Source organism: Pseudoalteromonas sp. 5Ae-yellow (genome assembly GCF_014077565.1).
Lineage (GTDB): Bacteria > Pseudomonadota > Gammaproteobacteria > Enterobacterales > Alteromonadaceae > Pseudoalteromonas.
On the sequence record NZ_JACGWD010000009.1, the window covers coordinates 50,368 to 66,165 of the forward strand.

Genomic DNA, 15,798 nt, shown 5'->3' on the forward strand with positions numbered 1-15,798 from the left:
CACCTTGTAATATTTACGTGGCACTTGAAACAAAATAGCGCGCAGCACACTCTCTAAGGACACATAATAGACAATGCACGTTTAGTGCCAGCGCTTTTATAGTAGCGCAGGTGATAAGGTTTTATTGGAAGAGGTTTGTGATGAAAGCTTATAAAAAAATCGGCTTACATAGATAGTAAAGCGTGAATTTACGCTGGACCTTTAAATGAAATAAGGCTGCATTGGGCAGCCTTTCTTAATTTTAAACTTTATTTGTGTATTAAGCGTCTTGCTTGGCTTCTTCTTCACTAATTTGTTTTAGTGCTTGAATAAACGAATCGCTTGGTTGTCCGCCAGTAAGTGCATACTTATCGTTTATGATAAACGTAGGTACTGACGTAATACCCATCTGTTTAAAGTTGTCTTGCTCTTGGCTTACGTCTTGTAAGTATTTGTCTGAATGTAGGATACCGCGTGCAGTTTCTTTATCAAGACCCACTTTTTCAACAACGTCGAGCAACGCTTCTTCTTGGTTTAAGTATTTTAAATCTGTGAAGTGCGCTTCAAAAAAGGCGAGTTTTAGCTTCGTTTGCTTACCTTCTTCACGTGCCCACATTAATAAACGATGCAAATCAAAGCTGTTGATCATGATGCGTTTGCCATCAAAATTAAAGGTAAACCCAGTACGCTGACCGGCTTCGAACATGTTTTTACGATTTTCGTCGCCTTGATCTTCACTTAGGTTGTACTTTTGCATTAAATGTTCGTTTAAGTCTTGACCTTCAATTGGCATATCTGGGTTTAGTTCAAAAGGATGCCACGTAATATCTGCGCTCATTTCGTCTTTGAGTTGCTCTAGTGCAGTTTCTAGGTTTTTATAACCCACTACACACCAAGGGCACATTACGTCTGAAACGATATCAATTTTAAAGTTTTTCATATTGAAAATAATAGGGTCAGGTCTTTCTTCTTGCGTTTTGTAGTAAAAGGCAAGATACAAGACCTGACCCTGCTAGTGTGCACGATTAATTACAGAAATAGAATCATATTTAGATTTTGCTTATAAACATAAAATTCAAATACCTCATGGAAGAGCTGGTGCACCTGGGCTTCATGCTGAAGTTCGATCAGTAAATAAAATATTAAAAGAGAACCCCACAGTTAGCTTTTCAGATATTTCGATTGCAACTGTGAGGTTAAAAGGCGATGACGCAGGAACAAATTTCCCTGCTTGTATGAATTGTTCTGGTATATTACAAAAGTTTGAAATTCTTACAGGAAGAGTTGATTAATGAAATGTGAAGCTCCACCACTTGTTGTGTTTGATGCGCTAGTGAATCAAGATAATACCTACTTTTTCAAAGGAGCGCCCTTTACGGGCGTGGCTATTTTCGCTGAAAGGGGGATTGTTGTTAGCAAAAAGCAATTTTTTAATGGTCAAATATTGGGTGATTACGATTTTCCTTTTATAGACATTAAAGGGCTTGAGCTTTTAGATGCAGCCATTGATCAAGAATGGGATGGAAATTTTCAGCTTGTTCACAAAGGCAAACCTTTCAATGGTGTTGTATATGAGACTGCTTACGGTTGGGTGTGTGATGTACGCTGCATCGTTAATGGATGGATTGCTGATGCAATAGCACAACACTTTCAAAAACATGATTGCTACTCTGAATTATTTTATGACGTTGGCCCTATTCAGTATGAATATGAATGGAATGAGCCTTCAGTGTTATCTTATTATGAAGCTAGGTTTCAATCAGAGGATAAAAGAAGTTTAAAGTTAGCTTTTAGTAAAGAAAACAGGCTTCGTGGTATATATATCTATAAAAGTATTGACGATATTTTTTGTTTGAATGCTGCTGTTGGTAATTCACCGCTAAAAATTACTAGCTTTAACGATATAAAAAAATTGCCTTCTGATAATGTTATAGAACTTAGCTTACAAGACGTAACGGATATAAAATTTACAGAATTACTGCCGTCGCTGTTAGAATTCCCAGTTAATACGCTTTTTGTCTCAAATATTAGCAGGAATATTTTATATGGGCTTAACAAACATGCTTGGCTGGAGCTAGAAGAACTAAGCTTTCACCATTTAGTTAATTTAACGCTAGATGAAGTCATTGCTTTTCGAAATGATAATTTTAAGAAGGTAAATATTTCATACGAAAATAAAACTTATTAATGAGTATGTGAGACTTATGGTTTTTCATAAGTCTTTTCTCTATGTTCTTTTAAAGTTTTATTAACCAATTGGTCTGCTTGACGAGTGGTTTCTGGGAGTCGATATTTAGACGCTAGTTTTAATATCCACTCAACTGCAGTATCTAGTGATACTTTATGGCCAATGGATACATAAACAGGTTTGATATTATCTTGCGTACGTAGCACTTTGCCAATAATCTTGTTGTCATCTATTAAATCAGACGTTGAGCCACGGTGTTTTGCAAGTTCTTTAAACTCACCTAATAACTTGCTCTTGCCACAGCCTATGGTGGGTATATCTAAGGTGACACCTAAGATACAAGACCTGACCCTGCTGGTTTGTTGATAATTGGTTAGTGCAATTGAGTTTAGCGCTTTGCTTAAGAGATACTGATACGGCTAAGTTAATCTGTCGGTGCGAAGAAGATTGGTTGGAGTTTAACGAGCCGTTTAACGTTGCGCTGTTTAATTTTGTGCGCAATATTTTTGTACAAGATATGGACCAAACTGAGTTATTGCGTGAAGTAATGGAGAAATCAGGCCCTGAGCATGTTGATGAATTTAGAGCGCCTTATGTGAACAAGCTTTTCTTGCCTTATTTGGATGTGTGGGTAGCGCTTTTATCAAACGATGAAGCTCATTATAAACGGGCAATCTATAAGGCTATTGAATTACATTATACATTCTACAATGATCCACCAGAGGGCGCAGTTACGTGGGAAGGCGATGTAGCTCTGCTAATAAGCGCAGTGGCTAGCCTTGCCTATGATAAACATGGTTGGCAAGTGCCCGACACTCCCTACCTTCCAAAGTGGCTGATTTATAAAGAGTTTGAATATGCTTAAATCAGCCTCGTTTGGCTACGAGTTAATTGTATAAGGCGGATTGCGGTGTATAACCATTTATTTAAACTAGGCTAAGAGGCTGCATATTGCAGCCTTTAATTTTTCCTAGCTAACTAAGCTTCTTGCTTCGCTTCTTCTTCACTAATTTGTTTTAGTGCTTGAATGAATGAGTCGCTTGGTTGTCCGCCAGTAAGTGCATATTTATCGTTTATGATAAATGTAGGGACAGAAGTAATACCCATCTGTTTAAAGTTGTCTTGCTCTTGGCGTACGTCTTGAACGTATTTGTCTGAATGTAGGATACTGCGCGCAGTTTCTTTATCAAGACCTACTTTTTCAACAACGTCGAGCAGTGCTTCTTCTTGATTTAAGTATTTTAAATCAGTGAAGTGCGCTTCAAAAAAGGCGAGTTTTAACTCGGTTTGCTTACCTTCTTCACGTGCCCACATTAATAAACGATGCAAATCAAAGCTGTTGATCATGATGCGTTTGCCATCAAAATTAAACGTAAACCCAGCACGTTGACCTGCTTCGAACATGTTTTTACGATTTTCGTCGCCTTGCTCTTCTGTTAGGTTGTACTTTTGCATTAAATGTTCGTTTAAATCCTGACCTTCAATTGGCATATCTGGATTTAGTTCAAAAGGATGCCACGTAATATCTGCGCTCATTTCGTCTTTAAGTTGCTCTAGTGCAGTTTCTAGGTTTTTATAACCCACTACACACCAAGGGCACATTACGTCTGAAACGATATCAATTTTAAAGTTTTTCATATTTATCCTTTTGAGGATTGCTTATAACTAAGTATAAAAAAGGATATTGGGATTAATTTAGCTTTATCAATACCAAACTAAAAAGAGCAGCTAAACAGCTGCTCTTTTAGAAGGTATTAAGCGTTAAGCCCAAATGGGTCGTCAATACTATGGCTAGGCTCAGTAAACCAATGAGGGCCGTTGTCGGTCATGTAAAAATGATCTTCTAGGCGCACGCCAAATTCATCAGGTATAACTAACATTGGCTCGTTACTAAAGCACATGCCTGTGGCAAGTGGGGTTTTATCACCACCAACTAAGTATGGCCATTCGTGAATGTCTAGCCCAATGCCATGACCCGTTCGATGCGGGCAACCCGGTGTTTGATACTGCGGGCCTAATCCTTGCGCCGCTAAATAAGTCCGTGCGCCAGCGTCTACGTCTTCGCAGGTAGCACCAATTTTTGCTGCACTAAACGCCGCCATTTGCGCTGCTTTTTCATGATCCCAAAACATGCGTTGGCGCATTGTTGGTTCACCAAATACATAGGTACGGGTTATATCTGATAAGTAATCGTGTACTTTACAGCCGGTATCAATTAGTACCATATCGCCTTTTTTAAGTACTTGGGCGTCTTTAACACCGTGCGGGAAAGACGTTGCAACACCAAATAAAACAATACAAAAATAGTTACCCGGTGCACCTACTTTTTGGTGTGCTTGCTTGATAAAGGCTTCTACTTCGGTGGTGGTTATTCCTTCATAAAGCATGCTTGCTGTGGCTTGATGTACGGCTAAGGTCATGTCCATCGCGCGCTGCATTAAGCTAAGCTCATGAACTGACTTATGCATACGGCAATGCGCCGTTACAGGTTGGGCGTTTATGAGGGTTAAACCCGTTTGCGCTTTATTAATGCCGTCGAATATAAAAAACTGTGCGCTTTCATCAATGCCAATGGTTGCGTTTTCATCAATGTTTAACTTTTTTAATACTTCGACAAAAAGTGCATAAGGATTTTCGTGCTCTTGCCACCCATGAATAGGCCCCTCTATTACTTTAAACCCGTTTAGTGAACCAATTTCGAAATAAGGTGCAATGTATTGTACTTCACCAAGGGCAGGTAATATCGCGCCAACCATGCGCTCGCTCGCGTACCATTTCATACCTGTAAAGTAGGTTAGGTTGGTGCCAGCGTTTAAATAAATTGCATCTATGTTGTTAGCTAGCATATACGCTTGCGCCTTGGCTATGCGCTCTAAATGTTCGTCAGCTGCAATAGGGGTTAGCGTGTGCGTCATATTGCTTAAGCTTGCCAACGCTTGCTCGCTAGATTGTGTACCTATGCCTATAGTGGTCATATTTTTCTCCTTGGATTTTTAGCTAGTGTGATTAATACCAAGGTAAAATTCAATGTTATGCGATAAGAGGCTATAAATTAATAGCCTCTTAAAAGGTCATATTATTTTTTAGCGTAAGGTAAACGCGTAAGTTTATTACTTGTGTGGTAGCTATCGAGCCCAGTTACTGCCACTGTTTCTATTGCTTGTAAATCTAGGAAACCATCGCTTTGCAGCGCGGCTTTATCAACAAAAACATCAATAATTTCGCCAATAACGAGCTCAGTCCCATTGATGGCTAAATGTTGGTTTTCTACAAATTTAACCGAGTATTTTAAGCGGCTTTCTTTTACAAAAGGCGCTGCAAAGTCGTTTAAGTATTCAGGTGTTAAGCCTGTAGCATCAAACTCAGATTCGTCTTTATCGTAACGGGCTGAGGTTTGATGAGCTTGTTTATAAATCGACTTATTCACTTGATTAATGGTGTAAGTCCCCGTTTGTAAAATATTTTCAAACGTATGACGCGGCACACTATGAGGACGCATAATCATTGCGACTAACGGTGGGTTAGCCCCAAGGTGAATAACTGAGCTTACAATCGACAAGTTAGTATTGCCAAGTAAGTCTTGTGTACCAATTAAGTTAGCGCTTTTAAAACCCGAAAGAGAGTTGATTAAGTGAGTACGGGTATGTTTTTCAAGTGCGCCTATTCGCGCTTTAGTAAAATGCATTAAAAATCCTTACCACGGTATGGTTGAACCTTGCCAGTCTAAATAAGCAGGTTCACCGTTAAGTTTTAAATCAGGGTTGTTGTTTGTTAATTCAAAAAGTTGCCCAGCTACAAATTCAGGCGTAAATAACTTACCTGCAGGTACGTTTTTTTGAAAAGGCTTTGAGAGTTCGGTATCGGTGGTGCCTGGATGAAACAAAATGAGTTTGGTGTTTTTAGCACGACGAGCAAGTTCAATAGCCGCCGTTTTAAATAGCATGTTAAGCGCCGCTTTAGATGCGCGATAGGTATACCAGCCACCTAATTCATTGTCGTTTATGCTACCTACGCGCGCACTCAATGCTGTAATAGTACTCTGCGTTTTGTGGGTTAATAGAGGCAATATGCTCTGTAAACAAAGTAACGGCGTGAGTGTATTAGCATTTAGTAACTCGTTAAAATAATCAGCGTTTAAATCTTCTAACTTTTTTTCGGGCATGTGTTGAGTGTTATGAAGTTTACCATTGAATATAATAACTTGATGTAAATCGGCTTGAGTGTCTTTTAAGTGCTGGGTAAAAATAGCCAAGCTTTGAGCGCTGTAGTCGGTGCTAAAGTATTCAGTGTTTGTAGGGGCGCTGCTGTATTCACTTGAGCTGACACACAGAACCTTAAATTGTGATGCATGGTTATTTAAGTGCTCAACATACGCTTTTGCAATCGCACTACTAGCGCCAAATAAAACAATGGTTTTCATTTACTACCCTTATTTTTTAAACTGCATTGCCCATTAGAACACGTTGTGTTTGGCATTAAAATTTTACTAAGGGAATGTCTGTATTTTGCAAATAACACATATCCACAGTCAGCGAAAAAGCTAATTATTGGCAAGCGAAAAATTTTCAACCAGCCGTGTTTACCCACTATTTTCCATGCCTCGTAAGTTACATCAAGCCCGTAAATCATTTCACCTGATTGTTTTTGAGCTTGTAGGTAAGTCATTGCTTTGTCTCTATCGATATACGAGTAGCGTTCACTAAAGTCGCTCGCGTTAAGATCTTCAAGCGTAATTAGATTTTTAGAGTCTGCGTGTTTTAGTTGCTGCATTTCGGTGCTGCAAAGAGGGCAGTTTCCATCGTAAAAAATGATCATGTAATTTCTTTGTGATTATTTTATATATACTTTTTTACGACAAGACATTGCAAATGGATCTATTAAATATCTCTTCATGATGATATTAATAGTGTCCTACGAAACAAAGGAGAATGAGAAATGAGTGAACAATATGCCGCCTTGCGAGGTAATGTAAATTTACTTGGGCAATTACTAGGACAAACTATTAAGGATGCTCAAGGCCAAGCTATTTTAGATAAAGTAGAAGAAATTCGGGCTTTATCTAAATCATCTCGCAGTGGTAACGAAGACGACAGACAAGCGCTTATAGAAGTTTTACATGCGCTTAGTGACGAAGAGCTTTTACCGGTTGCCCGTTCATTTAATCATTTTTTAAACCTTGCTAATGTAGCAGAGCAATTTCATACCGTTTCGCGTTTTAATGACGTTGGCCTTGGTCAACAAAACCCTCTCACTCAAACATTAAAAACGTTAGCTACAAAAGCAGAACAAGGCCAGCTAGACAGTAATCATTTGGCCGAAACACTCTCAAAACTCCACATAAACTTAGTACTAACTGCTCACCCAACCGAGGTTACGCGCCGTACTATCATCAATAAACATGTTGAACTAAGTGATTGCCTTGCATCATTAGAGCGAAAAGATAACTTAGTGCAAGAGCGTGACAATATTTTAAATCGTATTGAACAGCTGATTAGCCAAGCGTGGCATACCGACGATATTCGTCGCTCTCGTCCAACGCCAGTAGATGAAGCTAAATGGGGCTATGCCGTAATAGAAAATAGCCTTTGGCATGCGGTACCACGTTTTTTACGTGAATTTTCAGCAAATGTTAAAGACCAACTCAGTTTAGAGTTACCAATAGATTACAGCCCAATTGAGTTTACATCTTGGATGGGTGGAGACCGTGATGGTAATCCATTTGTAACATCGCAGGTAACAAAAGAAGTGCTTGATCATGGTCGTTGGATGGCACTTAACTTATACATTCAAGATTTAAAAACGTTGTGCGCTGAACTATCTATGTCAGACGCCAGTGATGAGCTTATTGAGTTGGCAGGTCAAGACTTTGAACCATACAGAGCGGTGATCAAAAAGCTTAAAAACCAAGTTGCAGAGACCGTGGCTAACCTGGGCGCTAAAATTAAAAATAAGCGCAGCGATTCACAAGATTTAATTACTGATATTAATCAGCTTAAACACCCGGTTGAAGTGTGCTATCGATCGTTATTAAAGTGTAATATGAAAGTAGTTGCGGATGGCTTATTACTTGATTTACTGCATCGTATAAATAGCTTTGGTTTGCGTTTAGCTAAACTTGATGTGCGCCAAGATTCGTCTCGCCACGGCGATGTGTTTTCTGAGCTGACGCGTTACTTAGGTTTAGGCGACTATAACCAATGGCAAGAGCAAGACAAACAAGCATTTTTACTTGCAGAGCTTAACTCGCGCAGACCGCTAATTCCAAAACATTGGCAACCAAGCCCAGATGTACAAGAAGTACTTGATACCTTTGATGTGATTGCCAAGCAAGACGAAGCCACATTTGGGTTGTATATTATTTCGATGGCGCGCACAGCGTCAGATATTTTAGCGGTACAACTATTGCTAAAAGAAAGCGGCTGCAGCTTTGATTTACCAGTAGCACCGCTTTTTGAAACACTTGACGATTTAAACGCAGGCAGTGATGTAATTACCACATTGCTTGATAATGTTTGGTATCGCGGGCACATTAAAAACACCCAAAACGTAATGATTGGTTACTCTGATTCAGCTAAAGATGCCGGCATGATGGCAGCAGGTTGGGCGCAGTACGAAGCAATGGATAAACTAGTACAACTTGCTGATGCACGTGGTATTGAGCTTGTTTTATTCCACGGACGTGGTGGCACAGTAGGTCGTGGTGGTGCACCCGCTGCACAAGCACTGCATTCACAACCACCAGGCTCTCTAAAAGGTGGTTTGCGTGTAACCGAGCAAGGCGAGATGATTCGCTTTAAATTTGGTTTACCTGATGTAGCACTGCAAAGCTTAAATATTTACGCAGGCGCAGTTCTGCAAAGTAACTTATTACCGCCACCGGAGCCAAAACCAGAGTGGCGCGAAGTAATGAAGCTAATAAGTGAGGAGTCGTGTGAGCACTACCGTAATGTAGTTCGCCATGATGAAAACTTTGTACCTTACTTTAGAATGGCAACACCTGAACTGGAACTGTCTAAGCTACCGCTTGGCTCTCGCCCTGCAAAACGTAATCCTAATGGCGGTGTTGAAAGCCTGCGTGCTATTCCATGGATTTTTGCTTGGAGCCAAAACCGTTTAATGCTTCCAGCATGGTTAGGTGCATTAACAGGCCTAAAAGCTGCGCTTAATAAGTACGGCGCAGAAACCCTAAACGAAATGAGCTTACAGTGGCCGTTCTTTAGATCTCGCTTAGAAATGCTAGAAATGGTATTTAGTAAAGCCGATTGTTGGTTGAGTGAGCATTATGATAATGCGCTGGTGGAAGATATGTACAAACCACTGGGTGTAACACTTCGTAAAGAGCTTCAAGAAGCCATTAGCTTAGTGCAATCACTTAGCCCACAAAAAAGCTTATTAGCCGAACAGCCTTGGATTAAAGAGTCGATTAGTTTACGTAACCCGTACACCGATCCACTTAACTTACTACAGGTTGAGCTTTTACGCCGTGCTCGCTCACAGGAAAAACATAGCGAAGGTGACATTGATAATGCATTAATGATCACAATGACAGGTATTGCAGCAGGTATGCGCAATACCGGCTAACATTTTGTTATGTATACCAATCAATTATTTTGTTAGGTATACCAATTAAAATTAAAGGGAGCACGCGATGTGCTCCCTTTTTTTGCGTTGAATAGGCTGGTATTTCGCATCCTAAACTTTTAAACTACGTAGCCATTGAATAATTAAAAAATGTTATGGCTTCAGCAACTTTTACTGTACAGCAAGATACAGCACTTACAAATTCGCACATCACATTAAGCGTAGCGCAAACAGCGTCATTACGTAGTCAATTAAAATCACAGCGTGGCATATTAAATTCTAATAATATTAAAGCGTTATGCACGCAACTCAATGTGTCTGATGATGTATTACTACAAGGTTTAGTACCTTTAGCTTCTGAGTATGCCGTTGCGCCAGTGTCAGATTTTCATGTAGGCGCAATTGTTAAAGCACTTGATGAAAAGGGTGAGGTAAACTTTTACTTTGGTGCAAATGTAGAGTTTGATCATCAAGCATTGAGTTTAGTGGTTCATGCAGAGCAATCGGCTATAAATAACGCATGGTTAAACGGCGCTAAAAAAATAGTTAAAATTGCTATTAGCGATGCGCCTTGTGGGTATTGTCGCCAGTTTATGAATGAACTAGCTGATGCGAAAGAGTTTGATATTTTACTTCCTGATCAGCAATTTAAACTTGCTGAATTACTGCCGCATTCATTTGGACCTACCGATTTAGGTAACGAATTTAGCTTATTTAACCCAAAACCACAGCAAGGTAATTTTAGCGCTGAAGACCTTGATGAAACCCTTGCGCGTTTTGCACTTAATGCGTATGTGCCTTACAGCCACAACTTTAGCGCCGTAAAAATAAGCACATTTAGTGATGGTGACTTTTACGGAAGTTACGCCGAAAATGCAGCTTACAGTCCAAGTTTATCGCCACTACAAAGTGCACTAAGTCAGTTCTTTTTAGCTGGGCTTAGCTTTAACGAAAGTACGGTGAAGGGAATAACATTGCTCGAAACAGCGGGTCGTGAAAACCAGTCGCAAGTGGCAAAAGCTGTACTTGCCAGTTTTACGCATTTACCAGCACTTAAAGTAATTAGCGCACCACTTAAATAGTGGCTTGCATACAATAAAGCACAGCCGGAGCTGTGCTTTATTAAAGCGAGCCATTCTATCGAATTAACTCACTGACTGACTGACTGCTATAACCTGTATTAATCAAGTAATACTTTAGCTGCTTCTAATACTACTGCTACAGATTTACGCTCAATTTCACCGTGGTCTACATTTGGTATTTCTTGGCGAGTACGGTTAACAAGTACGCCTGCTACACAGGCAGCTTGTAATCCAAGGGCTGCACACATAGTAAATAATGTTGCCGATTCCATTTCGTAGTTCATCACGCCCAATTTTTGCCACTCTTCGCAGCTACCTTGTAGTGATTTAGGAACGTAACCAGAATGCGTATCGTAACGCTCTTGCCCTGGGTAAAATGTATCGCTTGATGCAGTAATACCAATATGGAAATCGATATTTAAGTTTTTACATGCTTGTACCATAGCTTGTGTTGCATAAAAGTCAGACACAGCAGGGTAGCTAAGAGGAGCAAAATGCTGACTTGCACCGTCTAAACGTACAGACGCTTGGCTAATTAAAATTTCGCCTTCGTTGATATGTGGCTGAATCGCACCTGTTGTACCAATACGTAAAAACTTACGCACGCCAAGTTGTGCTAATTCTTCTACAGCAATCGACGTAGATGGGCCACCAATACCCGTAGAACAAACAACCACAGAATGGCCGTTTAATTGACCTAAGTAAACATGAAACTCGCGAGTTTGAGCAAGGCAGGTTGGGTTGTCTAGGAATTGTGAAATACGTGCTGCACGATCTGGATCGCCCGGTACAATCGCAAGTTTTGCACCTTTAAGATCGTCAATACATAGTCCTAAGTGAAATACCTTTTCCATAGCTAAGCCTTTTATAATAATTTGTTGTCAATCTAGCATGATTGCTAGAAACGTTTATCAAGTACAGGACGATTGTCCGTTTTGTCTTAACTCTTCCAATAAAGCCTTAATAATTTTAAGGGCTAATTTGATTTATTCACCAACTATGAATATTCACTCAAGTACTTATATACGTAGCCTTGTTGCGCTGTTGACATGTTCAAGCAGACATAATAAGTATCACTCAAGCGCGTAACTACGATTAAATGGATGATTACAGATTTTAATTAATATCAAATAAATTCAATGGCTTAAATTTTTAGTGAACACGTAAAAACTAACGTGTTTACTTATATTAAGCACTGACTTATTTAGCAAAGTGGCATTTATTTGAAGTTTAGGCATTTTTAGTGATTTTGCATAACTACTCAAAAGTAATTAGCTACGTACAGAATAAAAACCGAAGGAGTTTATTATGAGCACACAATTTGAAGCATTTAAAAACAAAGTTGAGCACTGTTTGTGCGCACCGGGTGATGGCGTATACACAGTAAATACTGCAAAAGAGCGCAAAGCCGCACTGCGTAATAAACTTTATGGACAAACTGAAAACGTTGATAATTTGTGGCGCGAGTCTTTAAACGAATTACCAAACTCACCACATAAAGCCGTTATGTTAGGTATTAGCTCAGACTGTGGCGGTGGGATATTACGCGGCGCAAACTGGGGGCCGTTGTTTGTGCGCTCAGCATTAATTGATCAGCAACCTCAGTGTCATTCGTTTGATTTAGGTGATGTACGTGTGATCCCACATTTACTTCATGACAAATACCTAAATGATGCAACCATTTCTAATTGCCAAAAAGCCTTATATGGTGATGAAGATAACGACTATTACGTAAGCCCGTTATCAATCACTGAGGATGTGTGCGACAGTTTTTACGCAACGTTTAAAGATAAAGGATTATTTGGTATTGGTGGCGATCACTCAATTAGTTACCCACTTACTAAAGCGTACTTAAAAGCAAAACGTGAGCAAGGTAAGCGCACGGCTATTATTCACTTTGACGCGCATACCGATTTACTTGTTGAGCGCTTAGGCATAGATTTATGCTTTGGCTCTTGGTGTACACATATACTAGAGTTTTTACCGGCGCCGCATCATTTAATACAATTTGGTATTCGCTCAAGTGGTAAGCCTAAAGCGCATTGGGAAAATACTTTTGGTGTTAAACAGCACTGGGCACATGAAATCATTGAACGCGGCGCAGCAGCGGTTGCTGCCGACGCTATTGCACAATTAAAAGCCGATAACGTTGATGAAATATACGTAAGCTTTGATATTGATGCACTTGATGCTGAATTTGCATCCGCCACAGGTACGCCAGAGCATCACGGTTTAACGCCTCAGCATGCGCTTGATATTTTATCAGCCATTGCGGATGAGTTTCCTATTACGGGTGCAGATATGATGGAGATAGCGCCATTTACCGACAGCTCTTTAGTTGGTCAATCAAGCTCAGAAACTACACTTAGAGAAGGCGCTAAAATTTCAGCCTTTTTAATTAGTGCAATGAACAAGTAAGCTGTAGAAGCTATAGATACTAGCACTATCAGCGTATAAGTGTGCATTACATAACTAAAAACTAGCAGTTCATAAAGCCTCAGCTATATTTATTAAATACATATAATGAGTTGGTTGAGGCCTCGCTAGATGAAATTGTTGATCTTTTTATTGTTCATTAGCTGTATTAAAGTTGATGCAGCTGAAATTACAATAGTAACGGAAGTATTTCCGGACTTTCAGTATATTAATGAAGATAACAAACTCGTTGGCCGCTCTGTCGAAAAAGTTCATAAAGCGCTAGAAGGTACAGGTATAAACTACACTATGTTGGCGCATAGTTGGGCCATATCCTACAATGCAGCGCTACGCGATAAAAACACCTGTATATTTTCGATTGTTCGATTACCTAATAGAGAAAGTAAGTTTAACTAGGTAGGCGAACTGGAAAGCTTTGACTCTGCCATTTATGGTCTAAAATCCAGAGGTATAAAGTTAAACACTCTCAATGATGCTAAAAAATACAAAATAGCAGTACTGCGTGATAACTTTAGTCATCATTATTTGCTTGAAAGGGGCTTTAGTGAAAGCAAGCATTTATTACTCATCGATAGCCTAGATAAAATAGATAAACTCATAAGCACTCGTCACCATATACTTGATTTTGTTATCCTCAACAAAAAGCAATTTAACTATCGAGTTAAAACAGAGCCTAAGCTTGAGTTACTAGAACCATTACTTGATTTAAACACAACTCAGTCTCCGTTATTTTTTGCCTGTAATATAAATATGGATCCGGCTTTAGTTTCTCAATTAAAAGTTGCCTTTAATAAAATTTAAGCACTTTAAACTCACTGTTTTACCTCTTAAATAATTGAAAATTAATAGCTTAAATATATTTCGTAAATATAAATTGCTGCGTTTAAAAAACCGATTATAATCCAGCTGCTTTTTGTTTAAAAAAGCGCTAACTTATTGGAGCGTTAAATGGGTGATTTAATCGGGATTAGCTTATTGATCTTGATCAGTGCGTTGTTTGCTATGTCAGAAATAGCAATTGCAGCGTCGCGTAAAATAAAACTGCGAGTAATGGCAGATGAAGGAAATATAAAAGCAGCAGCGGTATTAAAGCTACAAGAAAATCCAGGGGCTTTTTTTGCCATGATCCAAATTGCACTCAACGCGATTGCGATATTGGGTGGTATTGTGGGTGAGCAGGCTTTATCGCCTTATGTTGAAAGTGTTTTAGTGCTTTTTTATCAAGGTGCACACTTAGAAAAAATTAGCTTTTTATTCTCATTTTTTACTATTACATCTCTGTTTATCTTGTTCGCCGATTTAATGCCAAAACGTTTAGCGATGATCATGCCAGAAGCTGTCGCTGTTAGAGTCGTTACAATAATGCGCTGGGTAACCTTTGCCTTAACTCCGCTAGTGATGTTTTTTAATGGGGTAACGAACTTTGTGCTGCACTTATTTAAAGTGCCTGCTGAGCGAGAAGACAACGTTACAACTGAGGACATTGTTGCCATGATGGAAGCGGGTGCTGCATATGGTAGTTTGCAAAAGCAAGAGTATGAACTCATTGGTAATGTGTTTGACCTAGAAGCGCGGTTTTTATCAAGCGTAATGACGCCACGCGACCAAATTGTCTATTTTGATTTAAACGAATCTAGCCATGATATTGCGACCAAAATTATTGATCACCCTCATAATCACTTTTTAGTAGTGTCAGGAAATTTAGATAAATTGCATGGCTCTGTTGAATCTAAAGATATTTTACGACAAGTACTCAAAGGCGAAGCCGCCAATATAAACGATGAGCTGATTGATAAAGATGTTTTTTACTTACCTGAAACATTAAGCCTATCAGAAGCTTTAAATGCGTTTAAAAGCGCAGCAAAGCCATTTGCTGTTGTCGTAAACGAATACGCGCTTTCGGTAGGTATTGTAACGGTTAAAGACTTAATGAAAGGGTTTATGGGTGATTTAATTACTCATCAAGGTGATGAATTAATTATAGAGCGCGATAAAAATTCATGGCTTGTAGATGGGTTAACTCCAATTACCGATTTAGCAAAGGTACTTGATATAGAAGAATTTCCAGATCAGATGCACTATGAAACTGTCGCTGGATTTTTAATTTACAGTATGAAGCGAATCCCTAAACGTGCAGAGCATTTAACTTTTTCAGGCTTTAAGTTTGAAGTTGTTGATGTAGAGGGCATTAGGGTAGAGCAGTTGTTAGTTTCAAGAGTTATTAATCCACAGAACGACACCCCCCTTTAAAAAAGTAAGATAGTCGTTTATATAACTAGCCAAGTTGTTTTTAGCTTGGCTTTTTTGTGCCTATTTAAAAGTTTTGTGCTTAAAAGGAGTGGTTATTTCAATCTGTTTAATTGCTTTATTTTCAAACAGCTTTGATTCTATTTTCATCAAATTAACATTAAATGCTACCTAAGGCGTATATTGTACTCAATAGTGTAAGTTTGTGTAAATTTCTTCTTATTAAGATTCATTATCAGCGCATTTTAATTTAGAATGATCGTTCACTCTAAACTAAAAGGTATT

Annotated in this window: 15 protein-coding genes and 1 pseudogene; 8 read left to right on the forward strand and 8 right to left on the reverse strand. The window is 39.1% G+C overall.

From position 1 onward, the window contains the following. Nucleotides 1-259 precede the first annotated feature (259 nt). Nucleotides 260-919 (reverse strand): DsbA family protein, encoded by a 660-nt coding sequence (locus tag H4J63_RS04385; RefSeq protein WP_182194771.1) that lies wholly within the window; start codon nucleotides 917-919, stop codon nucleotides 260-262. A gap of 139 nt (nucleotides 920-1,058) precedes the next feature. On the opposite strand from H4J63_RS04385, the gene H4J63_RS20630 reads away from it, so the two are divergent. Then, entirely contained in the window at nucleotides 1,059-1,271 is a 213-nt protein-coding gene (locus H4J63_RS20630) for a YwqJ-related putative deaminase (protein WP_409072673.1), read from the forward strand. Next, nucleotides 1,271-2,167 (forward strand): hypothetical protein, encoded by an 897-nt coding sequence (locus tag H4J63_RS04395; RefSeq protein WP_182194774.1) that lies wholly within the window; start codon nucleotides 1,271-1,273, stop codon nucleotides 2,165-2,167. Before H4J63_RS20630 ends, H4J63_RS04395 begins: the two co-directional genes overlap by 1 nt. Before the next feature lie 14 nt (nucleotides 2,168-2,181). Here the strand turns inward: H4J63_RS04395 and H4J63_RS04400 are convergent, their stop codons facing one another. Next, on the reverse strand, nucleotides 2,182-2,550 hold the full coding sequence (locus tag H4J63_RS04400) for an endonuclease V (RefSeq protein ID WP_182194833.1): 369 nt from the start codon (nucleotides 2,548-2,550) through the stop codon (nucleotides 2,182-2,184). Here H4J63_RS04400 and H4J63_RS04405 point away from each other — a divergent pair. Next, nucleotides 2,544-3,032 carry an immunity 49 family protein gene (locus H4J63_RS04405; protein WP_310734701.1) on the forward strand — a complete coding sequence of 163 codons (489 nt, stop codon included), beginning with the start codon at nucleotides 2,544-2,546 and terminating at the stop codon, nucleotides 3,030-3,032. The two genes, H4J63_RS04400 and H4J63_RS04405, sit on opposite strands and share 7 nt — an antisense overlap. A 113-nt stretch (nucleotides 3,033-3,145) precedes the next feature. On the opposite strand, the gene H4J63_RS04410 is transcribed toward H4J63_RS04405, so the two are convergent. The 5 genes from H4J63_RS04410 to H4J63_RS04430 form a co-directional block, all read right to left on the reverse strand. Beyond that, nucleotides 3,146-3,805, reverse strand: a complete 660-nt coding sequence (locus H4J63_RS04410) for a DsbA family oxidoreductase (protein ID WP_182194780.1) — start codon at nucleotides 3,803-3,805, stop codon at nucleotides 3,146-3,148. 116 nt (nucleotides 3,806-3,921) lie between these two features. Continuing rightward, nucleotides 3,922-5,142 carry a Xaa-Pro peptidase family protein gene (locus H4J63_RS04415; protein ID WP_182194783.1) on the reverse strand — a complete coding sequence of 407 codons (1,221 nt, stop codon included), beginning with the start codon at nucleotides 5,140-5,142 and terminating at the stop codon, nucleotides 3,922-3,924. Between the two features lie 101 nt (nucleotides 5,143-5,243). Beyond that, nucleotides 5,244-5,852 (reverse strand): flavin reductase family protein, encoded by a 609-nt coding sequence (locus H4J63_RS04420; RefSeq protein ID WP_182194786.1) that lies wholly within the window; start codon nucleotides 5,850-5,852, stop codon nucleotides 5,244-5,246. 9 nt (nucleotides 5,853-5,861) lie between these two features. After that, nucleotides 5,862-6,587 (reverse strand): SDR family oxidoreductase, encoded by a 726-nt coding sequence (locus tag H4J63_RS04425; protein WP_182194788.1) that lies wholly within the window; start codon nucleotides 6,585-6,587, stop codon nucleotides 5,862-5,864. Beyond that, the gene (locus H4J63_RS04430) at nucleotides 6,584-6,982 is read right to left on the reverse strand and encodes a thiol-disulfide oxidoreductase DCC family protein (RefSeq protein WP_182194791.1); all 399 of its coding nucleotides are present in this window, start codon (nucleotides 6,980-6,982) and stop codon (nucleotides 6,584-6,586) included. Before H4J63_RS04430 ends, H4J63_RS04425 begins: the two co-directional genes overlap by 4 nt. 120 nt (nucleotides 6,983-7,102) lie before the next feature. On the opposite strand from H4J63_RS04430, the gene ppc reads away from it, so the two are divergent. Both ppc and cdd read left to right on the forward strand, forming a co-directional pair. Next, nucleotides 7,103-9,748: a phosphoenolpyruvate carboxylase gene (ppc, locus tag H4J63_RS04435; protein ID WP_182194794.1), complete on the forward strand. Its 2,646-nt coding sequence runs from the start codon at nucleotides 7,103-7,105 to the stop codon at nucleotides 9,746-9,748. 155 nt (nucleotides 9,749-9,903) lie between these two features. Next, nucleotides 9,904-10,830 carry a cytidine deaminase gene (cdd, locus tag H4J63_RS04440; RefSeq protein ID WP_182194797.1) on the forward strand — a complete coding sequence of 309 codons (927 nt, stop codon included), beginning with the start codon at nucleotides 9,904-9,906 and terminating at the stop codon, nucleotides 10,828-10,830. Nucleotides 10,831-10,928: 98 nt separating this feature from the next. Here cdd and udp read toward each other — a convergent pair whose 3' ends face one another. Then, nucleotides 10,929-11,684, reverse strand: a complete 756-nt coding sequence (udp, locus tag H4J63_RS04445) for a uridine phosphorylase (protein WP_007582384.1) — start codon at nucleotides 11,682-11,684, stop codon at nucleotides 10,929-10,931. 454 nt (nucleotides 11,685-12,138) lie between these two features. On the opposite strand from udp, the gene H4J63_RS04450 reads away from it, so the two are divergent. From H4J63_RS04450 to H4J63_RS04460, 3 genes and pseudogenes are all read left to right on the forward strand, one after another. Then, nucleotides 12,139-13,248 carry an arginase family protein gene (locus H4J63_RS04450; protein ID WP_024605708.1) on the forward strand — a complete coding sequence of 370 codons (1,110 nt, stop codon included), beginning with the start codon at nucleotides 12,139-12,141 and terminating at the stop codon, nucleotides 13,246-13,248. Between the two features lie 129 nt (nucleotides 13,249-13,377). After that, a pseudogene (locus tag H4J63_RS20515) lies at nucleotides 13,378-14,067 on the forward strand (amino acid ABC transporter substrate-binding protein). A gap of 147 nt (nucleotides 14,068-14,214) precedes the next feature. After that, nucleotides 14,215-15,516, forward strand: a complete 1,302-nt coding sequence (locus tag H4J63_RS04460; protein ID WP_182194800.1) for a hemolysin family protein — start codon at nucleotides 14,215-14,217, stop codon at nucleotides 15,514-15,516. The last annotated feature ends 282 nt before the right edge of the window (nucleotides 15,517-15,798 follow it).

What these genes read in the sequence shown, in the direction of transcription:
- H4J63_RS04420 (WP_182194786.1), bottom strand. Translation starts at nt 5,852, where the DNA reads ATGCATTTTACTAAAGCGCGAATAGGCGCACTTGAAAAACATACCCGT.
- ppc (WP_182194794.1), top strand. Translation starts at nt 7,103, where the DNA reads ATGAGTGAACAATATGCCGCCTTGCGAGGTAATGTAAATTTACTTGGG.
- udp (WP_007582384.1), bottom strand. Translation starts at nt 11,684, where the DNA reads ATGGAAAAGGTATTTCACTTAGGACTATGTATTGACGATCTTAAAGGT.
- H4J63_RS04385 (WP_182194771.1), bottom strand. Translation starts at nt 919, where the DNA reads ATGAAAAACTTTAAAATTGATATCGTTTCAGACGTAATGTGCCCTTGG.
- cdd (WP_182194797.1), top strand. Translation starts at nt 9,904, where the DNA reads ATGGCTTCAGCAACTTTTACTGTACAGCAAGATACAGCACTTACAAAT.
- H4J63_RS04395 (WP_182194774.1), top strand. Translation starts at nt 1,271, where the DNA reads ATGAAATGTGAAGCTCCACCACTTGTTGTGTTTGATGCGCTAGTGAAT.
- H4J63_RS04410 (WP_182194780.1), bottom strand. Translation starts at nt 3,805, where the DNA reads ATGAAAAACTTTAAAATTGATATCGTTTCAGACGTAATGTGCCCTTGG.
- H4J63_RS04430 (WP_182194791.1), bottom strand. Translation starts at nt 6,982, where the DNA reads ATGATCATTTTTTACGATGGAAACTGCCCTCTTTGCAGCACCGAAATG.
- H4J63_RS04460 (WP_182194800.1), top strand. Translation starts at nt 14,215, where the DNA reads ATGGGTGATTTAATCGGGATTAGCTTATTGATCTTGATCAGTGCGTTG.
- H4J63_RS04450 (WP_024605708.1), top strand. Translation starts at nt 12,139, where the DNA reads ATGAGCACACAATTTGAAGCATTTAAAAACAAAGTTGAGCACTGTTTG.
- H4J63_RS04425 (WP_182194788.1), bottom strand. Translation starts at nt 6,587, where the DNA reads ATGAAAACCATTGTTTTATTTGGCGCTAGTAGTGCGATTGCAAAAGCG.
- H4J63_RS04415 (WP_182194783.1), bottom strand. Translation starts at nt 5,142, where the DNA reads ATGACCACTATAGGCATAGGTACACAATCTAGCGAGCAAGCGTTGGCA.